The 16,570-nt window shown below is 62.1% G+C and carries 15 protein-coding genes; 10 read left to right on the top strand and 5 right to left on the bottom strand.

Annotated elements, in window-relative coordinates:
• The first annotated feature begins 250 nt into the window (after window positions 1-250).
• From NKJ91_RS28410 to NKJ91_RS28425, 4 genes are all read left to right on the top strand, one after another.
• On the top strand, window positions 251-1,555 hold the full coding sequence (locus tag NKJ91_RS28410) for a M24 family metallopeptidase (RefSeq protein WP_352458178.1): 1,305 nt from the start codon (window positions 251-253) through the stop codon (window positions 1,553-1,555).
• Window positions 1,556-1,575: 20 nt separating this feature from the next.
• A complete protein-coding gene (locus NKJ91_RS28415; protein WP_352458179.1) occupies window positions 1,576-2,253 on the top strand; it encodes an isochorismatase family protein in 678 nt (225 codons plus the stop codon).
• A 16-nt stretch (window positions 2,254-2,269) separates the two neighbouring features.
• The gene (locus NKJ91_RS28420; protein ID WP_352458180.1) at window positions 2,270-3,262 is read left to right on the top strand and encodes an alpha/beta hydrolase; all 993 of its coding nucleotides are present in this window, start codon (window positions 2,270-2,272) and stop codon (window positions 3,260-3,262) included.
• 273 nt (window positions 3,263-3,535) lie between these two features.
• Window positions 3,536-5,176 carry an ABC transporter substrate-binding protein gene (locus tag NKJ91_RS28425; RefSeq protein ID WP_352458181.1) on the top strand — a complete coding sequence of 547 codons (1,641 nt, stop codon included), beginning with the start codon at window positions 3,536-3,538 and terminating at the stop codon, window positions 5,174-5,176.
• A gap of 139 nt (window positions 5,177-5,315) precedes the next feature.
• Here the strand turns inward: NKJ91_RS28425 and NKJ91_RS28430 are convergent, their stop codons facing one another.
• Window positions 5,316-6,845: a pyridoxal phosphate-dependent decarboxylase family protein gene (locus NKJ91_RS28430; RefSeq protein WP_352458182.1), complete on the bottom strand. Its 1,530-nt coding sequence runs from the start codon at window positions 6,843-6,845 to the stop codon at window positions 5,316-5,318.
• Between the two features lie 25 nt (window positions 6,846-6,870).
• On the bottom strand, window positions 6,871-7,956 hold the full coding sequence (locus NKJ91_RS28435) for a PLP-dependent cysteine synthase family protein (RefSeq protein WP_352458183.1): 1,086 nt from the start codon (window positions 7,954-7,956) through the stop codon (window positions 6,871-6,873).
• Between the two features lie 213 nt (window positions 7,957-8,169).
• Here NKJ91_RS28435 and NKJ91_RS28440 point away from each other — a divergent pair, with 213 nt between their 5' ends.
• Complete coding sequence (locus tag NKJ91_RS28440; RefSeq protein ID WP_352458184.1) at window positions 8,170-10,200, top strand: transcriptional regulator; 2,031 nt, start codon at window positions 8,170-8,172, stop codon at window positions 10,198-10,200.
• A 122-nt stretch (window positions 10,201-10,322) separates the two neighbouring features.
• On the opposite strand, the gene NKJ91_RS28445 is transcribed toward NKJ91_RS28440, so the two are convergent.
• Genes NKJ91_RS28445 through NKJ91_RS28455 form a run of 3 tightly spaced genes read right to left on the bottom strand, consistent with a single transcriptional unit; the run spans window position 10,323 to window position 12,338 of the window.
• Window positions 10,323-10,652 (bottom strand): hypothetical protein, encoded by a 330-nt coding sequence (locus NKJ91_RS28445; protein ID WP_352458185.1) that lies wholly within the window; start codon window positions 10,650-10,652, stop codon window positions 10,323-10,325.
• A 25-nt stretch (window positions 10,653-10,677) separates the two neighbouring features.
• Window positions 10,678-11,370 carry a L,D-transpeptidase gene (locus tag NKJ91_RS28450; RefSeq protein WP_352458186.1) on the bottom strand — a complete coding sequence of 231 codons (693 nt, stop codon included), beginning with the start codon at window positions 11,368-11,370 and terminating at the stop codon, window positions 10,678-10,680.
• The gene (locus NKJ91_RS28455) at window positions 11,367-12,338 is read right to left on the bottom strand and encodes an ABC transporter substrate-binding protein (protein ID WP_352458187.1); all 972 of its coding nucleotides are present in this window, start codon (window positions 12,336-12,338) and stop codon (window positions 11,367-11,369) included. Before NKJ91_RS28455 ends, NKJ91_RS28450 begins: the two co-directional genes overlap by 4 nt.
• 887 nt (window positions 12,339-13,225) lie before the next feature.
• On the opposite strand from NKJ91_RS28455, the gene NKJ91_RS28460 reads away from it, so the two are divergent.
• The 5 genes from NKJ91_RS28460 (at window position 13,226) to NKJ91_RS28480 (ending at window position 16,548) form a co-directional block, all read left to right on the top strand.
• Entirely contained in the window at window positions 13,226-13,633 is a 408-nt protein-coding gene (locus tag NKJ91_RS28460; RefSeq protein ID WP_352458188.1) for a hypothetical protein, read from the top strand.
• A 34-nt stretch (window positions 13,634-13,667) separates the two neighbouring features.
• Window positions 13,668-14,108 (top strand): hypothetical protein, encoded by a 441-nt coding sequence (locus NKJ91_RS28465; RefSeq protein ID WP_352458189.1) that lies wholly within the window; start codon window positions 13,668-13,670, stop codon window positions 14,106-14,108.
• A 114-nt stretch (window positions 14,109-14,222) separates the two neighbouring features.
• A complete protein-coding gene (locus tag NKJ91_RS28470) occupies window positions 14,223-15,218 on the top strand; it encodes a Do family serine endopeptidase (RefSeq protein WP_352458190.1) in 996 nt (331 codons plus the stop codon).
• A 38-nt stretch (window positions 15,219-15,256) separates the two neighbouring features.
• On the top strand, window positions 15,257-15,904 hold the full coding sequence (locus tag NKJ91_RS28475) for a lysozyme inhibitor LprI family protein (protein ID WP_352458191.1): 648 nt from the start codon (window positions 15,257-15,259) through the stop codon (window positions 15,902-15,904).
• 17 nt (window positions 15,905-15,921) lie between these two features.
• Entirely contained in the window at window positions 15,922-16,548 is a 627-nt protein-coding gene (locus tag NKJ91_RS28480; RefSeq protein ID WP_352458192.1) for a hypothetical protein, read from the top strand.
• The last annotated feature ends 22 nt before the right edge of the window (window positions 16,549-16,570 follow it).

Below are 16,570 nucleotides of genomic sequence, written 5' to 3' on the forward strand. Positions count from 1 at the left end.
CCGCCGATGCTGCCAAAGTTCCCATCAGCCATCGCATCAAGAAATGCGCCTGGAACGACGACTATCTCATCAATGCCATCACTCATATGCGATAGCCCTGCCCTTGAGGGGGAGATGTCCGGCAGGACAGAGGGGGGCGCCGTAGAACGCTACGGAACGACTTCAAGCGGTATTTCGCACAACATCTGCGGTATCTCGCACAGCCTCTACGCGGCGCATGGCCCATCCTCGCCGCTTCCAGGAGGCACCCATGAGCATCGTCGTTTTTGACCCCGACAGCACCGAGGATGTCGACTTTAGGGATCGCATGCGCCATCCGGCGGCGGCGGATCCGGCCGGCGGCATGTGGCTGTCGGACACCGAGCCGTCCTTCATCGACGCCGACGCGCTGCGCAAGGGCCGGCTGGCCAGGCTGCGCGCCTGGATGCGCGAGGCCGGCTATGGCGGCGTCGTTTTGTTCGACCCCTACAACCAGCGCTACGCCACCGGCTCGCGCAACATGTTCGGCTATTTCCTGCGCAACTCGACGCGCTACTTCTTCATCCCCACCGAAGGGCCGATCGTGTTGTTCGAATATCCGCAGAGCTACCATGTCTCGATGGTGCTCGACACGATCGACGAGGCGCGTCCGTCCAAGCTGGTCTGGTCATCGGTGTCAGGCCGCGACGACGAGACCGCCGGCCCGTTCGCCGATGAGATCGCCGAATTGCTCAAGGCGCATGGCGGCGGCTCGATGAAGCTCGGCCTTGACCGCTGCAGCCATCTGCAGGCACTGGCGCTGGAAAAGCGCGGCTGCGAGGTGCGGGATTGCCAGGGCGAGATTTTGGCGGTGCGCGCGGTCAAGACGCCCGAGGAAGTAAAATGCCTGCAGGTGTCGATGGCTGGCGCCGAGGCCGCCGTCTATGCCGTGCGCGAGGCGATCAAGCCCGGCGTTTCCGAAAACGACCTGTTCGCCATCATGTATGGCGAGGTGATCCGGCAAGGTGGCGAGTTCATCGAAACCCGGCTGCTGACCTCGGGCCAGCGCACCAATCCGTGGTTCAACGAGGCGAGCGGCCGCAAGATCAGGCCGGGCGAACTCTTGGCGCTCGATACCGACACGATCGGCTGCTACGGCTATTATTCGGATTTCTCGCGTACCTTCCGCTGCGGCCCGGGCAGGCCGACGGATTACCAGAAGTCGCTCTACAAGATGGCGCACGACCAGGTTCAGCACAATATCGGGGTCGTCAAGCCGGGCATGGCATTTCGCGAGATTGCCGAAAAGGCCTGGAAGATACCGGACCGCTTCGTCGACCAGCGCTATACCTCGGTCATGCACGGCGTCGGCATGCATGGCGAGACGCCGTTCATCGCGCATGCCATGGACTACGAGACCTATGGCCGCGACGGTGTCATCGTGCCCGGCATGGTGGTCAGCGTCGAAAGCTATATCGGCGAGAAGGGCGGCCGTGAGGGCGTCAAGCTGGAGGACGAGATCCTGATCACCGAGACCGGCACCGAGCTTCTGTCGCGCTTCCCTTATGAGGACGAGTTCCTTGACAGGCAGGTTTGAGTGCTGACAGGCAGTTTTGCATGAAAAGCCCGATCTCGATCAAGCGCGGCAAGGTGGCGGCGGTGTTCATCGATCTCCAGGAGGAGCATCGGCGGGACAAGCGCTATCTGGTCGAAGGCTATGGCGATATCCTCGCCAACGTCCAGCGGCTGCAGACAGCAGCACGAGCCAATCATGTGCCTTTGTATCACTGGGCCTATATCGTCGATCTCGCCACGGCGCGGCCGTTCCACCCGGTCGAGGCCAGCGGCAAGTCGGCATTTTCCGACAAGGACGATCCGCTGACTGCCATCTGCGCGGAAGTAGGCCCGGCGCCAGGCGAGATGATGCTGGTCAAGACCGATGCCAGCGCCTTCCGCGCGGGGCCTGCCGCCGAACGGTTGAAGGCCGATGGCATCGAGTGGCTGGTCGTTGCCGGCGTCTGGACCGAGGCCTGCATCGATGCCACCGTCAAGGATGCGGTGGCGCTCGGGTTTCGAGTGCTGCTGGTCAAGGATGCCTGCGGCAGTGGCAGCACGGCGATGCACCAGACGGCCATCCTCAACCTTGCCAACCGGCTCTATGGCGGTGCCGTCACCACCACCGACGGCGCCTGCCGGCTGCTGACAGGCGAGACGGTCGAAGCCTGGCAGGTCGAGGGCTCGGTGCCGCTGCGCTTTAGCTATGAAAATGCTGCCCGGCTCTACGCAGAACTCTGAGCGGGATCGCGCAGCGATGATCACCGAGGCCGAGCGACCCGGAACGAGAGGGCGCGGAAAATACCAGACGCTGCTCGATCCGGAGCTGTGGGCCTATATCGATCGGGTCAACGAGTGGTATCCCCCCGAAATCGTCTACATGCCGATCGACAGGCAGCGGGCGGTCTATAATGCCATGTGCCGGACGTTTCGCGAGCCCTATCCACCTGGTGTCAAGGCCAGCGACAGCGCGGTTCCTGCCGGCGACCGTGCGATCCCGGTCCGACGTTACCAGATGGCGGGCACGGCGCCGCAGGCGATGGTTGTCTATTATCACGGCGGCGGCTTCGTCCTTGGCGGGCTCGACAGCCATGACGACATCTGCGCCGAGATATGCGCCGGCACCGGCTTTGCCGTGCTGTCCGCCGATTACCGGCTGGCGCCCGAGCATCTGCATCCGGCCGCCTTCGACGATGCGCTGGCCGTATTCGAATGGGCGACGGCGACGGCCGGCCTGCCGATAGTGCTCTGCGGCGAAAGCGCCGGCGGCAATCTGGCCGCTGCGGTGGCACAGGCGACACACCGCCATCCTCGCCATGCGATCGGCCAGGTGCTGATCTATCCCGAGCTCGGCGGCCCGGAACCAGTTGGCAAAGAGAGCGCCGGCTCCTGTGTCGAGCACGCCGAAGCGCCGCTGCTGACGTTGCGCGATATCGAATTCTATCGCAACGTGCGCTCCGCAAAGGCACAGTCGCCCGACGATCCGACCTTTTCGCCACTCCGAGGCAGCAATTTCTCCGGCCTGCCGCCGACCTTCATCATCACGGCCGAGTGCGATCCGCTGTCCTCCGACGGCGAGGCCTATCGCGACCGCATCCTCGCCGCCGGCGGCCGCGCCTGGTGGCGCGAGGAGCCGCGTCTGGTGCACAGTTTCCTGCGCGCCCGCAAAACCGTTCCGCGCGCCGGTGAAGCCTTCGCCCGCGTCATTGCGGCCATCGCCGCGCTCGGCAAAGGCGACTGGCCTTACTGAAGTTGCGAAGGCCCCCTCATCCTGCCGCTTCGCGTCCACCTTCCCCTCGGGGAGAGGTCGGATTGCCCCGAATTGCCCTTCGCAATTCGGTTGGCAATCCGGGTGAGGGGGGACCTTCCGTTTGCGGAACAGCGCACAAGAACTGCGGAAGTCCGAACACTCCCCCACGGGAGCTCGCCCTATCATCCCCGAGGCAATGGCGCTCCGGCGATCGCATCCGTCCCCCGCGTTTGGCGATCGGCAGAGGTGCCCAACAACAGGGGAATGACGACAATGAAGTTCATGCTGACCGATCGAAAACTGCATCCGCAGGCCGAGCCCGTCGCCGATGGCTTCAAGAAACGCCAGATGAACCGGCGCGAATATTTCGCCACCATGGCTGCGCTCGGCGTCAGCGCTACCGGCGCGCTGGCGCTCGGCGGGCTTGCGCCGTCACCGGCCAGGGCCGACGAGCCGAAGCGCGGCGGCATCTTGCGCGTTGCCATGAACGTCAAGGGCTGGAAGGATCCGCGCACCTTCGACGGCGTCGAGATGTCCAACGTCGCCCGCCAGTGCAACGAATATTTGGTGCGCTGGAAGCGCGACTTCACCTTCGAGCCATGGCTGCTCGAGAGCTGGGAGACCAGCGACGACGCCCGCGTCCTGACCCTGCATGTCCGCAAGGGCATCACCTGGTCGAACGGCGACACCTTCAACGCCGACGACGTGATCCACAATCTGACGCGCTGGTGTGATGCGTCCGTCGCCGGCAATTCAGTCGCCGCGCGCATGGGCGCACTGGTCAACGCCGATACCAAGAAGCCCGTCGACGGCGGCATCGAGCGCGTCGACGACGTCACCGTGCGGCTCAATTTGCCGAAGCCCGACATTTCGCTGATCGCCGGCATGGCCGACTACCCGGCGCTGATCATGCACCGCAGCTATGAAGGCGACGGCGATCCGCTGAAGGCATTGGCGATCACCACCGGGCCTTGCGAACTCGTGGCATGGGACGCCGAGGTCGGCGCCGAAGTCCGCCGCAAAGACAAGCCATGGTGGAAGGGCGAGTTCTACCTCGACGGCATCAAATGGGTGGACTACGGCTCCGACCCCAATGCGATGCTGTCGGCCTTCGAATCGGGCGAGATCGACACCGATCACGAAACCGCCTCCGACACGGTTGCGCAGACCGACTCCATGGGCCTGAGCAATTCGGAAATCGCCACCGGCTCGACCATCGTCGCGCGGTTCAATATCGGCAATCCGCCCTATGACGACATCAAGGTGCGCCGCGCCGCCCAGCTCGCCGTCGACAACGCCGCCGTGCTGAAGATCGGCATGGACAACCGCGGCAAGCCTGCCGAGAACCATCATGTCGGGCCGATGCATCCCGAATATGCCGATATCGGCCCGGCCGTCCGCAACATTGATCAAGCCAAGGCCCTGCTCGCCGAGGCCGGCAAGGCCGACCACGAATACGAACTCATCTCGGTCGACGTCGACTGGCAGAAGAGCTCCGGCGACGCCATCGCTGCGCAGATGCGCGAGGCCGGGCTGAAGATCAAGCGCACCGTGCTGCCGGCCGCGACCTTCTGGAACGACTGGAGCAAATATCCTTTCTCCTGCACGGAATGGCTCGGCCGGCCGCTCGGCGTCCAGGTGCTGGCGCTCGCTTATAAGTCTGGCGCCGCGTGGAACGAGACCGCCTACGCCGATCCGGAATTCGACAGTCTGCTCGACAAGGCGCTGGCGATGCCCGATCCCGGCGCCCGCAAGGAGCTCATGGCCAAGATCGAACAGAATCTGCGCGATTCCGGCGTCATCATCCAGCCCTACTGGCGCTCGGTCTACCGCACCTACCGCAAGGGCGTGCATGGCTGCGAGCAGCACCAATCGCTCGAGCAGCATTTCGAGAAGGTCTGGCTCGAGGCGTAGCCTTGCAGACGACCAATTGTCGGGGCCAGCGCCGCTCTTTCTTCCTTCTCCCCTTGTGGGAGAAGGTGGATTGGCGCGCAGCGCCAAGACGGTTGAGGGGTGCGGACGGAGTGCCGTCAGTATCAAGCTGGAACACCCCTCATCCGGCCGCTTCGCGTCCACCTTCTCCCACAAGGGGAGAAGGAAGAGCCACGCCAGGCCTTGAAATCTCCAGTCCAAGCCGCACGGTCTCCCGCACCAGCAGGTCCAGATCGTCGCGCCGGGTGCGGTGGTTGTTGATCGCCACCCTGAGGCTATGCTGGCCATGCACCGTCGTGTCGGAAATGGCGGCGATGCCTTCTTCCTGCAGCCTCAGCATGATCTCGGTATTGAGCGCTTTCAGGCGCTCCCCGCCCAGTCCGTCCGCGCGGTAGCGAAAGCACACGATGTTGATGCTCACCGGCGCTACCAGTTCGAGTGCCGGTTCGGCCGCGATCAGCGCGCCGAGATAATGCCCTTGCGCGATGTTCTGGTCGATCAGCCGGCCGAACTTTTCGATGCCGTGCTCTCGCAACGCCATCCACACCTTCAGAGCGCGAAAGCCGCGCGTCGTCTGCAGGCCGTAATCGTGCAGCCATTGGCCGGAGGCCAGGCCGCGCGGCGTCGATTCCAGATATTCCGGCGTCACCGCGAACGTGCCGCGATGCACGGTGGCATCCCGGATCAGCGCGCAGCCGACCTCGAATGGCGCGTGCAGCCATTTATGCGGATCGAGCGCGATCGAGTGGGCGTGCTCGATGCCGGCAACGCGATGCGAATTGTCCGGCGCAATCGCAAGCAAGGCGCCGATGCAGCCATCGACGTGAAACCACAGATCCTCTTTTGCCGCCAGATCAGCCAGCGCTTGCAGATCGTCGATTGCGCCGGTGTTCACCGTGCCGGCCGTACCGATTACGCAGGCTGGCTTGAAGCCGGCGTCGCGGTCCTCGGCGATCGCCGCCCGTAACGCAGCGATGTCGATCCGCAGCCCGGCATCGCTCGGGATGCGACGCAGCGCCCGGTTGCCGAGGCCGAGCACTTCCATCGCCTTGCGGTGACAGGAGTGAAGCTGGTCGGAGCCGTAGAAACGCAGCGGCTTGTCGATGCCGGCAACGCCGTGCTCGCGTATGTCGATGCCGGCCATGGCGTTGCGCGCCACGGTCAGCCCGATGATGTTGGCCATCGAGCCGCCGCTGACCAGCGTGCCGCTGGCCGATTGCGGAAAGCCCATCATCTGCTTGCACCAGTCGACGACCTGGTTGTCCATCAGCGCGGCGGCATGGTTGCCGCCGCCGAGGTTGGAGCCCTGGATCGCCGCCAGGAAATCGCCGAGCGCGCCGGTGAAATTGCTCGAGCCCATATACCAGGACCAGAAGCGCGGATGGACGTTGCCCATCGGATAGGGCATCAAACTCCTGGTGACGTCGCCATAGATTTCTGCCAGCGGCGCCGGCGAACGCGGCAGCGGCGATGTGAAGAAGGTCCTCACATCAACCGGCATCTCCTGCCACACCGGACGCTCTCTGACATCGCGCAGGTAAGCGACGGCATCGTCGACGATCCGATGCGACAGGGCCTGCACGTCGGCCCAGTTCGAGGGGTCAAGCGTTTCCTCGGTGGCCGTGACGGCCAGTCCAGGCTTCGTGTCCATGCAGCCCGCTCCCGATGTGCCGCTGTCACGCCGGAAACTGGCAGCCGGGCGTCGACTGCGAAAGCGCAGTCTCCTCGGCGTCCATCTCCGCCTCGATGCCGTCGAACAGCGGTGTCGTCATGTAGCGTTCGCCAGTATCGGGCAGCATGCACAGGATCACCGAGCCGGACGCCGCCTTTTCCGCGATCTGCCGCGCCACCGCGAAGGTCGCTCCGCCGGAGATGCCGGTGAAAATCCCTTCCTTCTGCGCCAGCGCCTTGGCCCATTTCATGCCCTCGGGCCCGGCAATCGGCACCACCTCGTCATAGAGGCTTGCGTCTATCGCCTCCTGCAGCACGTCCGGAATGAAGTCGGGCGTCCAGCCCTGGATCGGATGCGGCTCGAACGCCGGATGGCTGGCGGCAGGCGCGCCGCCGGTGCCGCGCTGCTGCGGCTTGCCGCTGCCGATAAGCTGCGCATTGGCCGGTTCGGCGAGCACGATCCGGGTCTCCGGCCGCTCGCGGCGCAGCACGCGTCCGACGCCGGCGACGGTGCCGCCCGTGCCGTAGCCGGTGACGAAGCAGTCGAGCCGCGAGCCGGCGAAATCGTTGATGATCTCGCGCGCCGTCGTCGCTTCGTGAATGGCGGCGTTGGCCTTGGTTTCGAACTGGCGGGCCAGGAACCAGCCATTGGCTTCGGCGAGCTCCACCGCCTTCTTGTACATGCCGAAACCCTTCTGGGCGCGCGGCGTCAGCACCACCTTGGCGCCCAGCATGCGCATCAGCTTGCGGCGTTCGATAGAAAAGCTGTCGGCCATCGTCACCACCAGCGGATAGCCCTTCTGGGCGCAGACCATGGCAAGGCCGATGCCGGTGTTGCCGCTGGTCGCCTCGACCACGGTCTGGCCAGGCTTTAGAGCGCCGCTGCGCTCGCCTTCCTCGATGATGTTGAGCGCCAGCCGGTCCTTCACCGAGGCGGCGGGATTGAAGAACTCGGCCTTCACATAGATCGTGGCATGGTCCGGTCCGAGATTATTGATGCGGATCACCGGCGTATCGCCGACCGTGTCGAGAACGCTGTCAAACAGACGGCCGCGCCCGGCGGTGGTTCTGATTTTCTGTTGATGCAACATGTCGATCTCCTCGCTTTGTCGTTGTCTCTTGTCGTCACGGGCCGGTTACAGACCGGTGGCTTGGGCGGCGAGGTTTCGAGACCTTGCCGCGCTACATTTGCCTCCGGCAATGGCGGCATCCGGAGCGGGAATTCGCTGCCGGATGCACCGTGTCGCGTTTGGTGATAAAACAAAGGCCGACTGGCCAGCGTGGGAGCAGGCGTGGAAACTTACGTGGAATCCACCCGATCGAGCCTCGGCGGCGAGGTGGCCGGCTTTTCCGTGCGTCTGCTCGGACCCCTGACGATCGCACGCAACGGCATCATCATCCAGCTCCCAAAATCGCGCAAGCTGTGTGCGCTGCTCGCCTATCTGGCGCTGGCGCCGCATCCGGTCGGCCGCAGCCGCCTCTGCGAGCTTTTGTGGGATGTGCCGAACGACCCGCGCGGCGAGCTTCGCTGGTGCCTGAGCAAGCTTAGAGGCATCCTCGATGAACCGCATCGTCGCAGGGTCGAGACACCAGGCGACACGATCGCGCTTGATCTGAGAGGTGCTTCCGTCGACGCTGTCGACATAGCCTCGGCCGCCGCCAAGGGCGTTGAGACGCTCGGTCTAGAGCGGCTGCAGGCTCTTTCCGGAATGTTCGCCGGCGACTTTCTCGATGGGCTGGAGATCGACCGCAGCCCGCATTTCAACAGCTGGCTGATCGCTCAGCGCCGCCGCTTCGGCTCTTGGCACGCCGCAATCCTGGAACATCTCGTCAACAAGCTTCCGGTGGATGCCGACAGAATGTCTTCGCATCTGGACAAATGGCTGGAACTCGCTCCGTTCGACGGGCGCGCGCATGTGGCTCTTCTGAAAGGGCTGGCGCAGCGCGGCCAGTTTGACGCGTGCGAGGAACATCTCGCTTCCGCAGCGCAGCTGTTTGCTTCGGAGGATCTGGATTTCGGACCCGTTCGTGAGGCATGGCGCACGATCCGCAACGAACGACCTGCCGCTACGCTCTGGGCGCGACCGTCACTCGTACCCGCGGCCCCTCACGCGTCAATTGAGCTTCCCAATTCCGACACTGCTGCATCGCAGAAGGCTTCGCTTGCGGTGATGCCGTTTGCCGAAGAGACGGCTGACGGCGGCCCACGCGGAGGCATCGCCGATGGCCTGACCCACGATATCATCACCCGCCTGGCCAAGCTCAGGGATTTCTTCGTCATCGCGCGCGGTTCGGTGTTTGCGCTCGCCGAAAAAAACATTGGGCCGGAGGATGCCGGCCGTCGGCTCAATGTCGATTATGTCGCCACCGGCACGGTACGCAGCCAGGCCGGCCGCGTCACCGTCGCGGTCGAGCTGGTCGAAGTGCGCACGGCCAGGATCGTCTGGGCCGAGACGTTCGAGCGCAAGCCGAACGACATCTTTGCCGTGCTCGACGACATCGGCAACAGCATCGTCTCGTCGATCTCGGCCGAGATCGAGACGGTCGAGCGCAACCGCGCCATGTTGAAGGCGCCCAATTCGCTGAACGCCTGGGAAGCCTACCACCGCGGTCTCTGGCACATGTATCGCTTCACCCGCGCGGAAAACGAGCAGGCCCGGCATTTCTTCGACATAGCCTTGAAGCTCGATCCGACGTTCGCCCGCGCCTATGCCGGCCTCTCCTTCACCCATTGGCAAAATGCCTTCCAGCGCTGGGGCGACCGCGACCACGAAAGCGCCCTGGCCTTCGAGGCAGCCGGCCAGAGCCTGCTCGTCGACGATCACAATCCGGCCGCTCACTGGGCCATGGGGCGGGCGCTGTGGCTGCGCGGCGAGCAGGACGGCTCCCTCATCGAGCTGGAACGCGCCGTAGACCTCAGCCCGAATTTCGCGCTCGGCCACTATGCGCTATCTTTCGTCCGTTCGCAGTCCGGCGACCCGCAGGCTGCGATCGGCTCATCCGACCATTCCAGGCATCTGAGCCCCTTCGATCCGCTGCTGTTCGGTATGTTGGGCGCCAGGGCGATGTCGCATGTCCGGCTCGGCCAGTTCGACGAAGCCGCCGAATGGGCACTGAAAGCAGCCGCGCGTCCCAACGCCCACGCCATCATCCTCGCGATTGCCGCGCATTGCCTTGCGCTGGCGGGGCGGCTGGACGAGGCACGAAGTTTCGCCGCTGCGCTGCGCAAGATGCTGCCGAACTACTGCGCCGACGATTTCATCGGCACGTTCCGTTTCGAGCCGGACGCCGAGGCGCTGTTCCGGCAAGGCGCCAAGCGGATCGGGCTGGGGTGAGGCAGGCGCGCGGTTTGCCAGGCTCTCCAAACCGCTCATCGCGGCTGGCCGCCCCAAACATCGTCGTGTCTGCAGCCATGGCGCATCGTCAGGTTGGTTGCGAATTCGTCGACCAGAGCGGATCAGACGGGCTCAACCGATTTGACGTTGCCGTCGGTATCCACGAGGCAGCTTGTCTTCTTGCCACTGGCATCGAGTTCGACCTGATAGGTCTTGGAATCGAGCTTGCTCGATGAAACCGGAAGTATCTTCGTGCTGTCGACACCGCTCGCCTTGGCGACCGCATTGGCGCAAAGCAGTTGAAGGTCCGCCGGGGCCGTCTCGACCTTGGTCCTGGACATCTGGTCCTGAGGCGGCGGCGGTGGCGTGCTGACACAAGCGCTAACGGCTCCAGCCAGGAATCCGATTGCCGTCACCAGGATCGAAGTTCTCACTGCATCTTTTGCCGACATTGCTTGTCCCTCTCCGAATGCCGCTTCACACACCCTTGTAAAGTGCCGCCCCCTGCATGAGAATGATAACCTTGGCTCCAACCTTGACGCGGGACGCGAGATCGACGATGTCGTCGTTCCTCATACGGATGCACCCCGACGACACGTCGAGCCCGATCGTCCAGGGCTCCGGGGTGCCGTGTATCCGGTAGATCGTGTCCTGGTCGCGCTCATAGAGATAGAGCGCCCTCGCGCCGAGCGGGTTGTCGGGCCCTCCCTCCATGCCTCCGGCGTATTTCACCGCCTTTGGATCGCGAGCGACCATTTCGGCCGGAGGTGTCCAGGTCGGCCACTCCGCCATGCGGCCGACGCGCACGATGCCGGCCCAGCCAAACCCTTCCCGGCCCACGCCGATACCATAGCGCATCGCCCGCTGACCCGGCTGCACAAGATAGAGAAAGTGCTGGTTGCCATCGATGATGATCGTGCCTGGCACTTCCGCGGTGCGGAATTTGACCATCTGCGGATGAAATGCCTCGGGCACCTCATTATGCGCGGCATAGTATTTGCGCGCCTTGGTGCGATCGTAGTCCACCCATTTGTGGCTTTTCGGGTCGAAAACCTGTGTTCCCGCAGCCAGCGCCGCCACCGCGACAAGACCGAACGCCGCGGCGACGACTGCCGTGAGGGAGCGCCGCCGGACGGTGCCGCGTTCCGCGAACATAGGATTTCCGCTCATGGATTTGCCCACCCGTGCACCCGTGCGCCTTGTGCGGCAACCCATTGTTTGGCGTATTCGTGAGGATCCTGACGCTCTACCTGGAGCGCATAACTCATCTTGGTGATTTCCTCGGGCCTCAGGTCGACCCGTTCCAGGAATGCCACAACCTTCGGATATTTTTTGCGCAGCGAGGTGGCGTAGGCGATATGAAAATGTGCGGTATCCCATGCCACCGGCGCGCTGGACTTCGAGACCCAGAGCGGATCTTCTGACGGCAGCACGATCTTCCACTTTGCCGGGTCGAAGGGCGGCTCGGTAAGGCGGACAATGTCGTGCAGCTCAAATACATAGTGCGGCGCGTAGCAGGCAAACACCATCGGATGATCCGTGGCGACGGCGGCATCGACAGCCGCCATTCCGGCATCCTCCGGCGTCTCCAGCAAGGTCATTGTCTTGGCATAACCATAGCTGTTGGCGCGGACGCGCTCGATAGCGGTTGAGGACCAACCCTCAGCGCCGATCCAGAGTTCGCCGCGTCCGTCGCCATCGGTATCCAACGCGGCCGTTTTCTTCGTATCGCTGAGATCGGAAACGTCGTGAATTCCAAATTTGTCGGCTGCCTCACGCGTCGCGCATATGCCTTGCCATGCCGGCACACCGATAGGGCTGATGGCCACCGTGCCGGCCCCGTCCACATACTTCTTCACCAGATTGTCCAGATTGGGCAGCCAGATTTCGGGATGAATATCCACCTCACCCGAATTGAGACCGGCAAAGGCAATAAGCGTCCCCATCTCGCGCACGTCGGCATCGAGCCCGAAATTTTCCTTCAGGCTGACCTTGAGGATATTTGCCGTCGCCTGGCCCGACGGCCAGTTCGGCATTGCAATGACGAGATCAGCCGCGTGGATCGGGATGTTTAGCGCCAGCATCGTCAATGCCGCCAGCGACACTTTCCGCAGGCACTGCCGAAATCGGTTGTGCATCTCTTCCCCTCGCTTCGGTGCTGAAATGAACCGGGACGGGAACAATCTGTCGCGGCAAGCACCGGACCCATCTTCTGACGGGCAACTGCTGAAGCTGCGGCAGTGCGTTCGCCAAAGAGAGCGCCTTCACGTGCCGCCCCTGCACGCTACCCGATGACAATCCGACTGGGAAGATGCTCACAACGCGGCCGCGGCGCCCCACTGTGCCCCTATTTGGCACGCCGCAGCGTTGAAAAGTCGGGCAAAGGGGCGCGTTTCTTTCGGCCCTCGCGACGGTTGGCTGGGTTCGAAAAAATACCACAATAGATCGCAATTAGGGCGATCGTATAAGATATGGTATCGTCGCGCCTTTTTTGTAGAGCTGGCGCAAAATTCACAACAACATAGAATATTACTTGTACTAACTCGGCTTAATGAGAACAAAACTAAGGAAGCATTCCAGAATATTGCTGCTGATCACATTTCAGTATCTGCTAAGATAGCCCGTGCTGATTCCGAATTATTAAGCATTTGCAAAATTCAATCCTGCGATATTGGGATTTGTCCTTGTCATAGGCTGACTCGGATGCATTTCTTGGAAGCACAGCCGCGTTAGCGGATCGTTGAAACATGCTTGGGCGGACGGGGCACTAAGCATGGAGAGGAATATTGACACTCGCTAATGCCGCGGCCCCCGCTGGGAGCGTTCCCTCCCACGTAAGATATTACGGCAACCGTCGGCTAAGTCGTCGAATGCATCGCCCACAGCCTGGCTCTCGTTTGATGGCCGGCGAAGCTTTGCCCTCCTCCGATTGGCGCCAGCCTTCGCGGCAAAAGCGGGGATCGCCGCCTGCAATGGCCTTCCGATATGGACGATGTCCGCCGCCAGCCAGTCGGAGGAATGAATCATGAAACTCGTAATCTGTGCGGCGTTGGCCACTGCTTTGATGGCGATCGTCGGTTGTACCACCGACGACTACGATGGTTGTCGCGGAAAGGGCTGCCTGGTTGATCGGTCCTATAAAGGGAGCCGGAAGATAGACGACCGGCCGCAGTTCGACAGGAACGGCAATCCCAATTTCGATACCAGGGGCCGTTACATCGGCTGCCATGGGCTCGGATGTAAAGTCGACGATCCTGATGACGGGGATCAAAGTATCGACGACAGACCGCAGTACGACAGAGAAGGCAATCCCAACTTCGATACGCAAGGTGACTACCAAGGCTGCCGCGGCATCGGCTGCGAGGTCGATACACCGGACGATGACAGTTCATCGAACGATGACAGTTCATCGGACGATGACGATTCCGATTAAGGGACTCGGGGGGCGAACAAGGAGGAAGCCAATCATGTCTGAATTCAGCGGCCTGGTCCGGCGACATGCCAAAATCGTTATGGTCGGCCTTGCGGGGTTGGGAATGGCGCTGACGTCCGCTTTCGCTGCGAATAACGCCTGTGACGGTATAAAGGTCGAAGTGACGAAGGCGCGCAAGCAGGAATATGCCCCTCTCGTCGTCTCGGCGATGACCAATAAGTTCAAGCCCGCTCAGGCAAAGTTCTTCTCGATCATGGAGAGCGGCAGCTGGAGCGCCGCCTACGTCTCCACGCCGGTGAGCGACGACGGCGTGATGTTCTTCCAGACAGTCGACGGAAAGAAGCAGTTTCGCGACGTGTGGGGCGGCTATGCCGAGCCGTCGGAAAAACCTGAACTGGTATCCTGGGCGAAGAAGCTCGGAGCGCCGCAAGACCTGGCAAAGTGTTTTGCCGAGGAAGTTACGGAACGACGGTGATGATCGCTGGAAATTGCCGCTGACCGTTGGTGCAGGGGGAGAATGATTGGTGAGCGCTCCGCGGCGCCGGGGGCTCTGAGATCGACTCCAATCATCAGCTGCAGGACGTGCAAAATGCAAACCGTTCGAAAATCCAGACTGATAATGCAGTTCGCCCGCGCATTGGCAACTTCAGTGAAAATGACGGCTGTTGTGAGTGTAGCTGTCCCGCACACGATCAATGTTACGTATGCCAGCAAGTATGATCTGCCGAAACCCTACGTCTCCCGGGCTCTTGATGCGGTTCTGATACCCATCAACCACGCCTCTCGGCACCGCTACCAGATCCCGCCCAAGCTTCGCGGGGTATATGTCTTGGCCGTTGCACCCCATGGCGTTGCCGCGCGGCAAGGCATCCGACCGGGTGACGTGCTTGCCACAGTGCGGCATCAACCGATTTCGACGCCGCGCGATGTCGATAGGTTCGTTTGGGCCGCCCTTGCCGCGAGTGCCACCAGTTTCCTGTTTGGCGTGAATCGCGGGACAGAAGTCGCAGATGTCGTCGAGGTCAACACCAACATCACCGTCAACAACTTCAACACCAACATCTCGGTCAACAATATCTCGCAATGGACGAGCGTCGACAATCGAGAGGAGTGGACGCAGATCGTCGATGAGTATGACGACGAGATGGAGACTGGCCTCAATGACACGAGCTATCGCGAGGACGACTCGCACGCTGGCGACGCCAATCCGGACGCAAATGTGTCTTCTCCCGATGCTGACGACGACGATTCCAGCACCGACACTGACGACAATAGCCCGGCCGACAGTACCGACGACAACAGTTCCGATCAGGACGATTCGAGCGATCAGAACGACGAAGAAAACTCAACGGACGGTGATGATGACAAGAACAGCACCGACACCGACGACGATAGCACGGATGACGATGCGTCGGATGACAGCACTGACAACAATGATTCCGATGATCAGGACGATTCCAGCGATCAGAATGACGATGACGACCCGTCGGCAGATGGTGAAGACGAAAACAGCACCGACAGTAATGACGATGCGTCGGATGACAGTAACGACGCTGACGGATCGGACGATGACGATGCCAATTAGCGGCCGACCGTGCCGGCAGTTCTAGACCGAGGACATCGATGAAAACCGCGATGCTGACCGCTGCCATCGTTCTGGCCATGCCGGCTTTCGCATTTGCCCAGGACAAGTGCAACGACGCCGCCAAGGATCAGTCCACCCCGAACGAGTGCGCCGATGCCGCGTCCAGGAAATCCGACAAGAAGCTCAACGAGCTTTACAAGCAGATCGAAACCCGGCTGAACGACGACGCGGATATCAGGACGCTTCTCGTTCAAGCACAGCGGGATTGGGTCAAACTTCGCGACGCAGAGTGCAGTTTCCAGACCGCAGGAGCGGCCGGAGAAAGCGTAATTCCAACGCTCATTGCGAGTTGCATGGACAGCCTGACGCAATCCCGTGTCAAAGATTTCGAGGGATACCTGAATTGCCAGAAAGGCGATGCGAGCTGCCCCGTTCCGGCAGCGAACACATCACATGCCGTACCTGCCGTGGCCGAGGAGAACGGCCAGACCGGCCTTGCCCAGGCTGCCGACCCGATACCCATTCCATTGCAACATGTTGTTGGGCACCTCGGAACCGGCAGTGATGAAGTCATCTACCACAAACTCGGGATCGTGATGTCCGATTTGCCGAGTGGGCCGACGAACGGCATGCATGCTTCTACGCGCCATTCGATTGGGTCAACAATGATGCCGACATCGTTCTGATCGGTATCACGCCTGGCATGCAACAAGCGGAAGCGTCTCTTCTCGCATTGCACGGCGCGCTGAAGAAAGGGGCGACGGTCGCGGATGCCGCGAAAGTTGCGAAAGCCGAAGCGTCTTTCAAAGGCGAGATGCGGGAGATCGGAGCTCGGCTGATGGACCATTTTTCCTTGAACCGCCTTTTTGGGCTTCGCACGGCCGCGGAGCTCTTCGGGACCGCAGCAAATCGCGTTCACTACACCTCGGCACTGCGCTACCCAGTCCTGGAACGAAAACCAGCTGACCCGACCTGGAAGAACTACGGAGGCGACGTGAAAATAGTTTTGCGACCGGCTATGAAAGCCATGGTTGATCGCTATCTCGCGCAGGAACTCGCAATCCTTCCCGGGGCATGGCTTGTGCCGTTTGGCCCCGTTCCCGTGCTTGCCCTGGAATACCTGGCCTCGCAGGGAAAAATCGACGCAAACCGCATCTTACCCGGCTTGAACCATCCGTCCGGCACTCACTGGAACCGGCACAAATGTCAGCTCAACCTCGTGGACCATCGGTCCTGTGCTTCCAACGTGGGATGCGAAACTATCCAGAGCCGGAGCAGGCTGCTGCGTGAAAAAGTGGCTGTAAAGCTTATGGCGACAGAGGGTCACTGAGAGTTCATGGCAAACAAGCTGC

Origin of the sequence: Mesorhizobium sp. M0040 (assembly GCF_040323505.1) — a bacterium.
Lineage (GTDB): Bacteria > Pseudomonadota > Alphaproteobacteria > Rhizobiales > Rhizobiaceae > Mesorhizobium.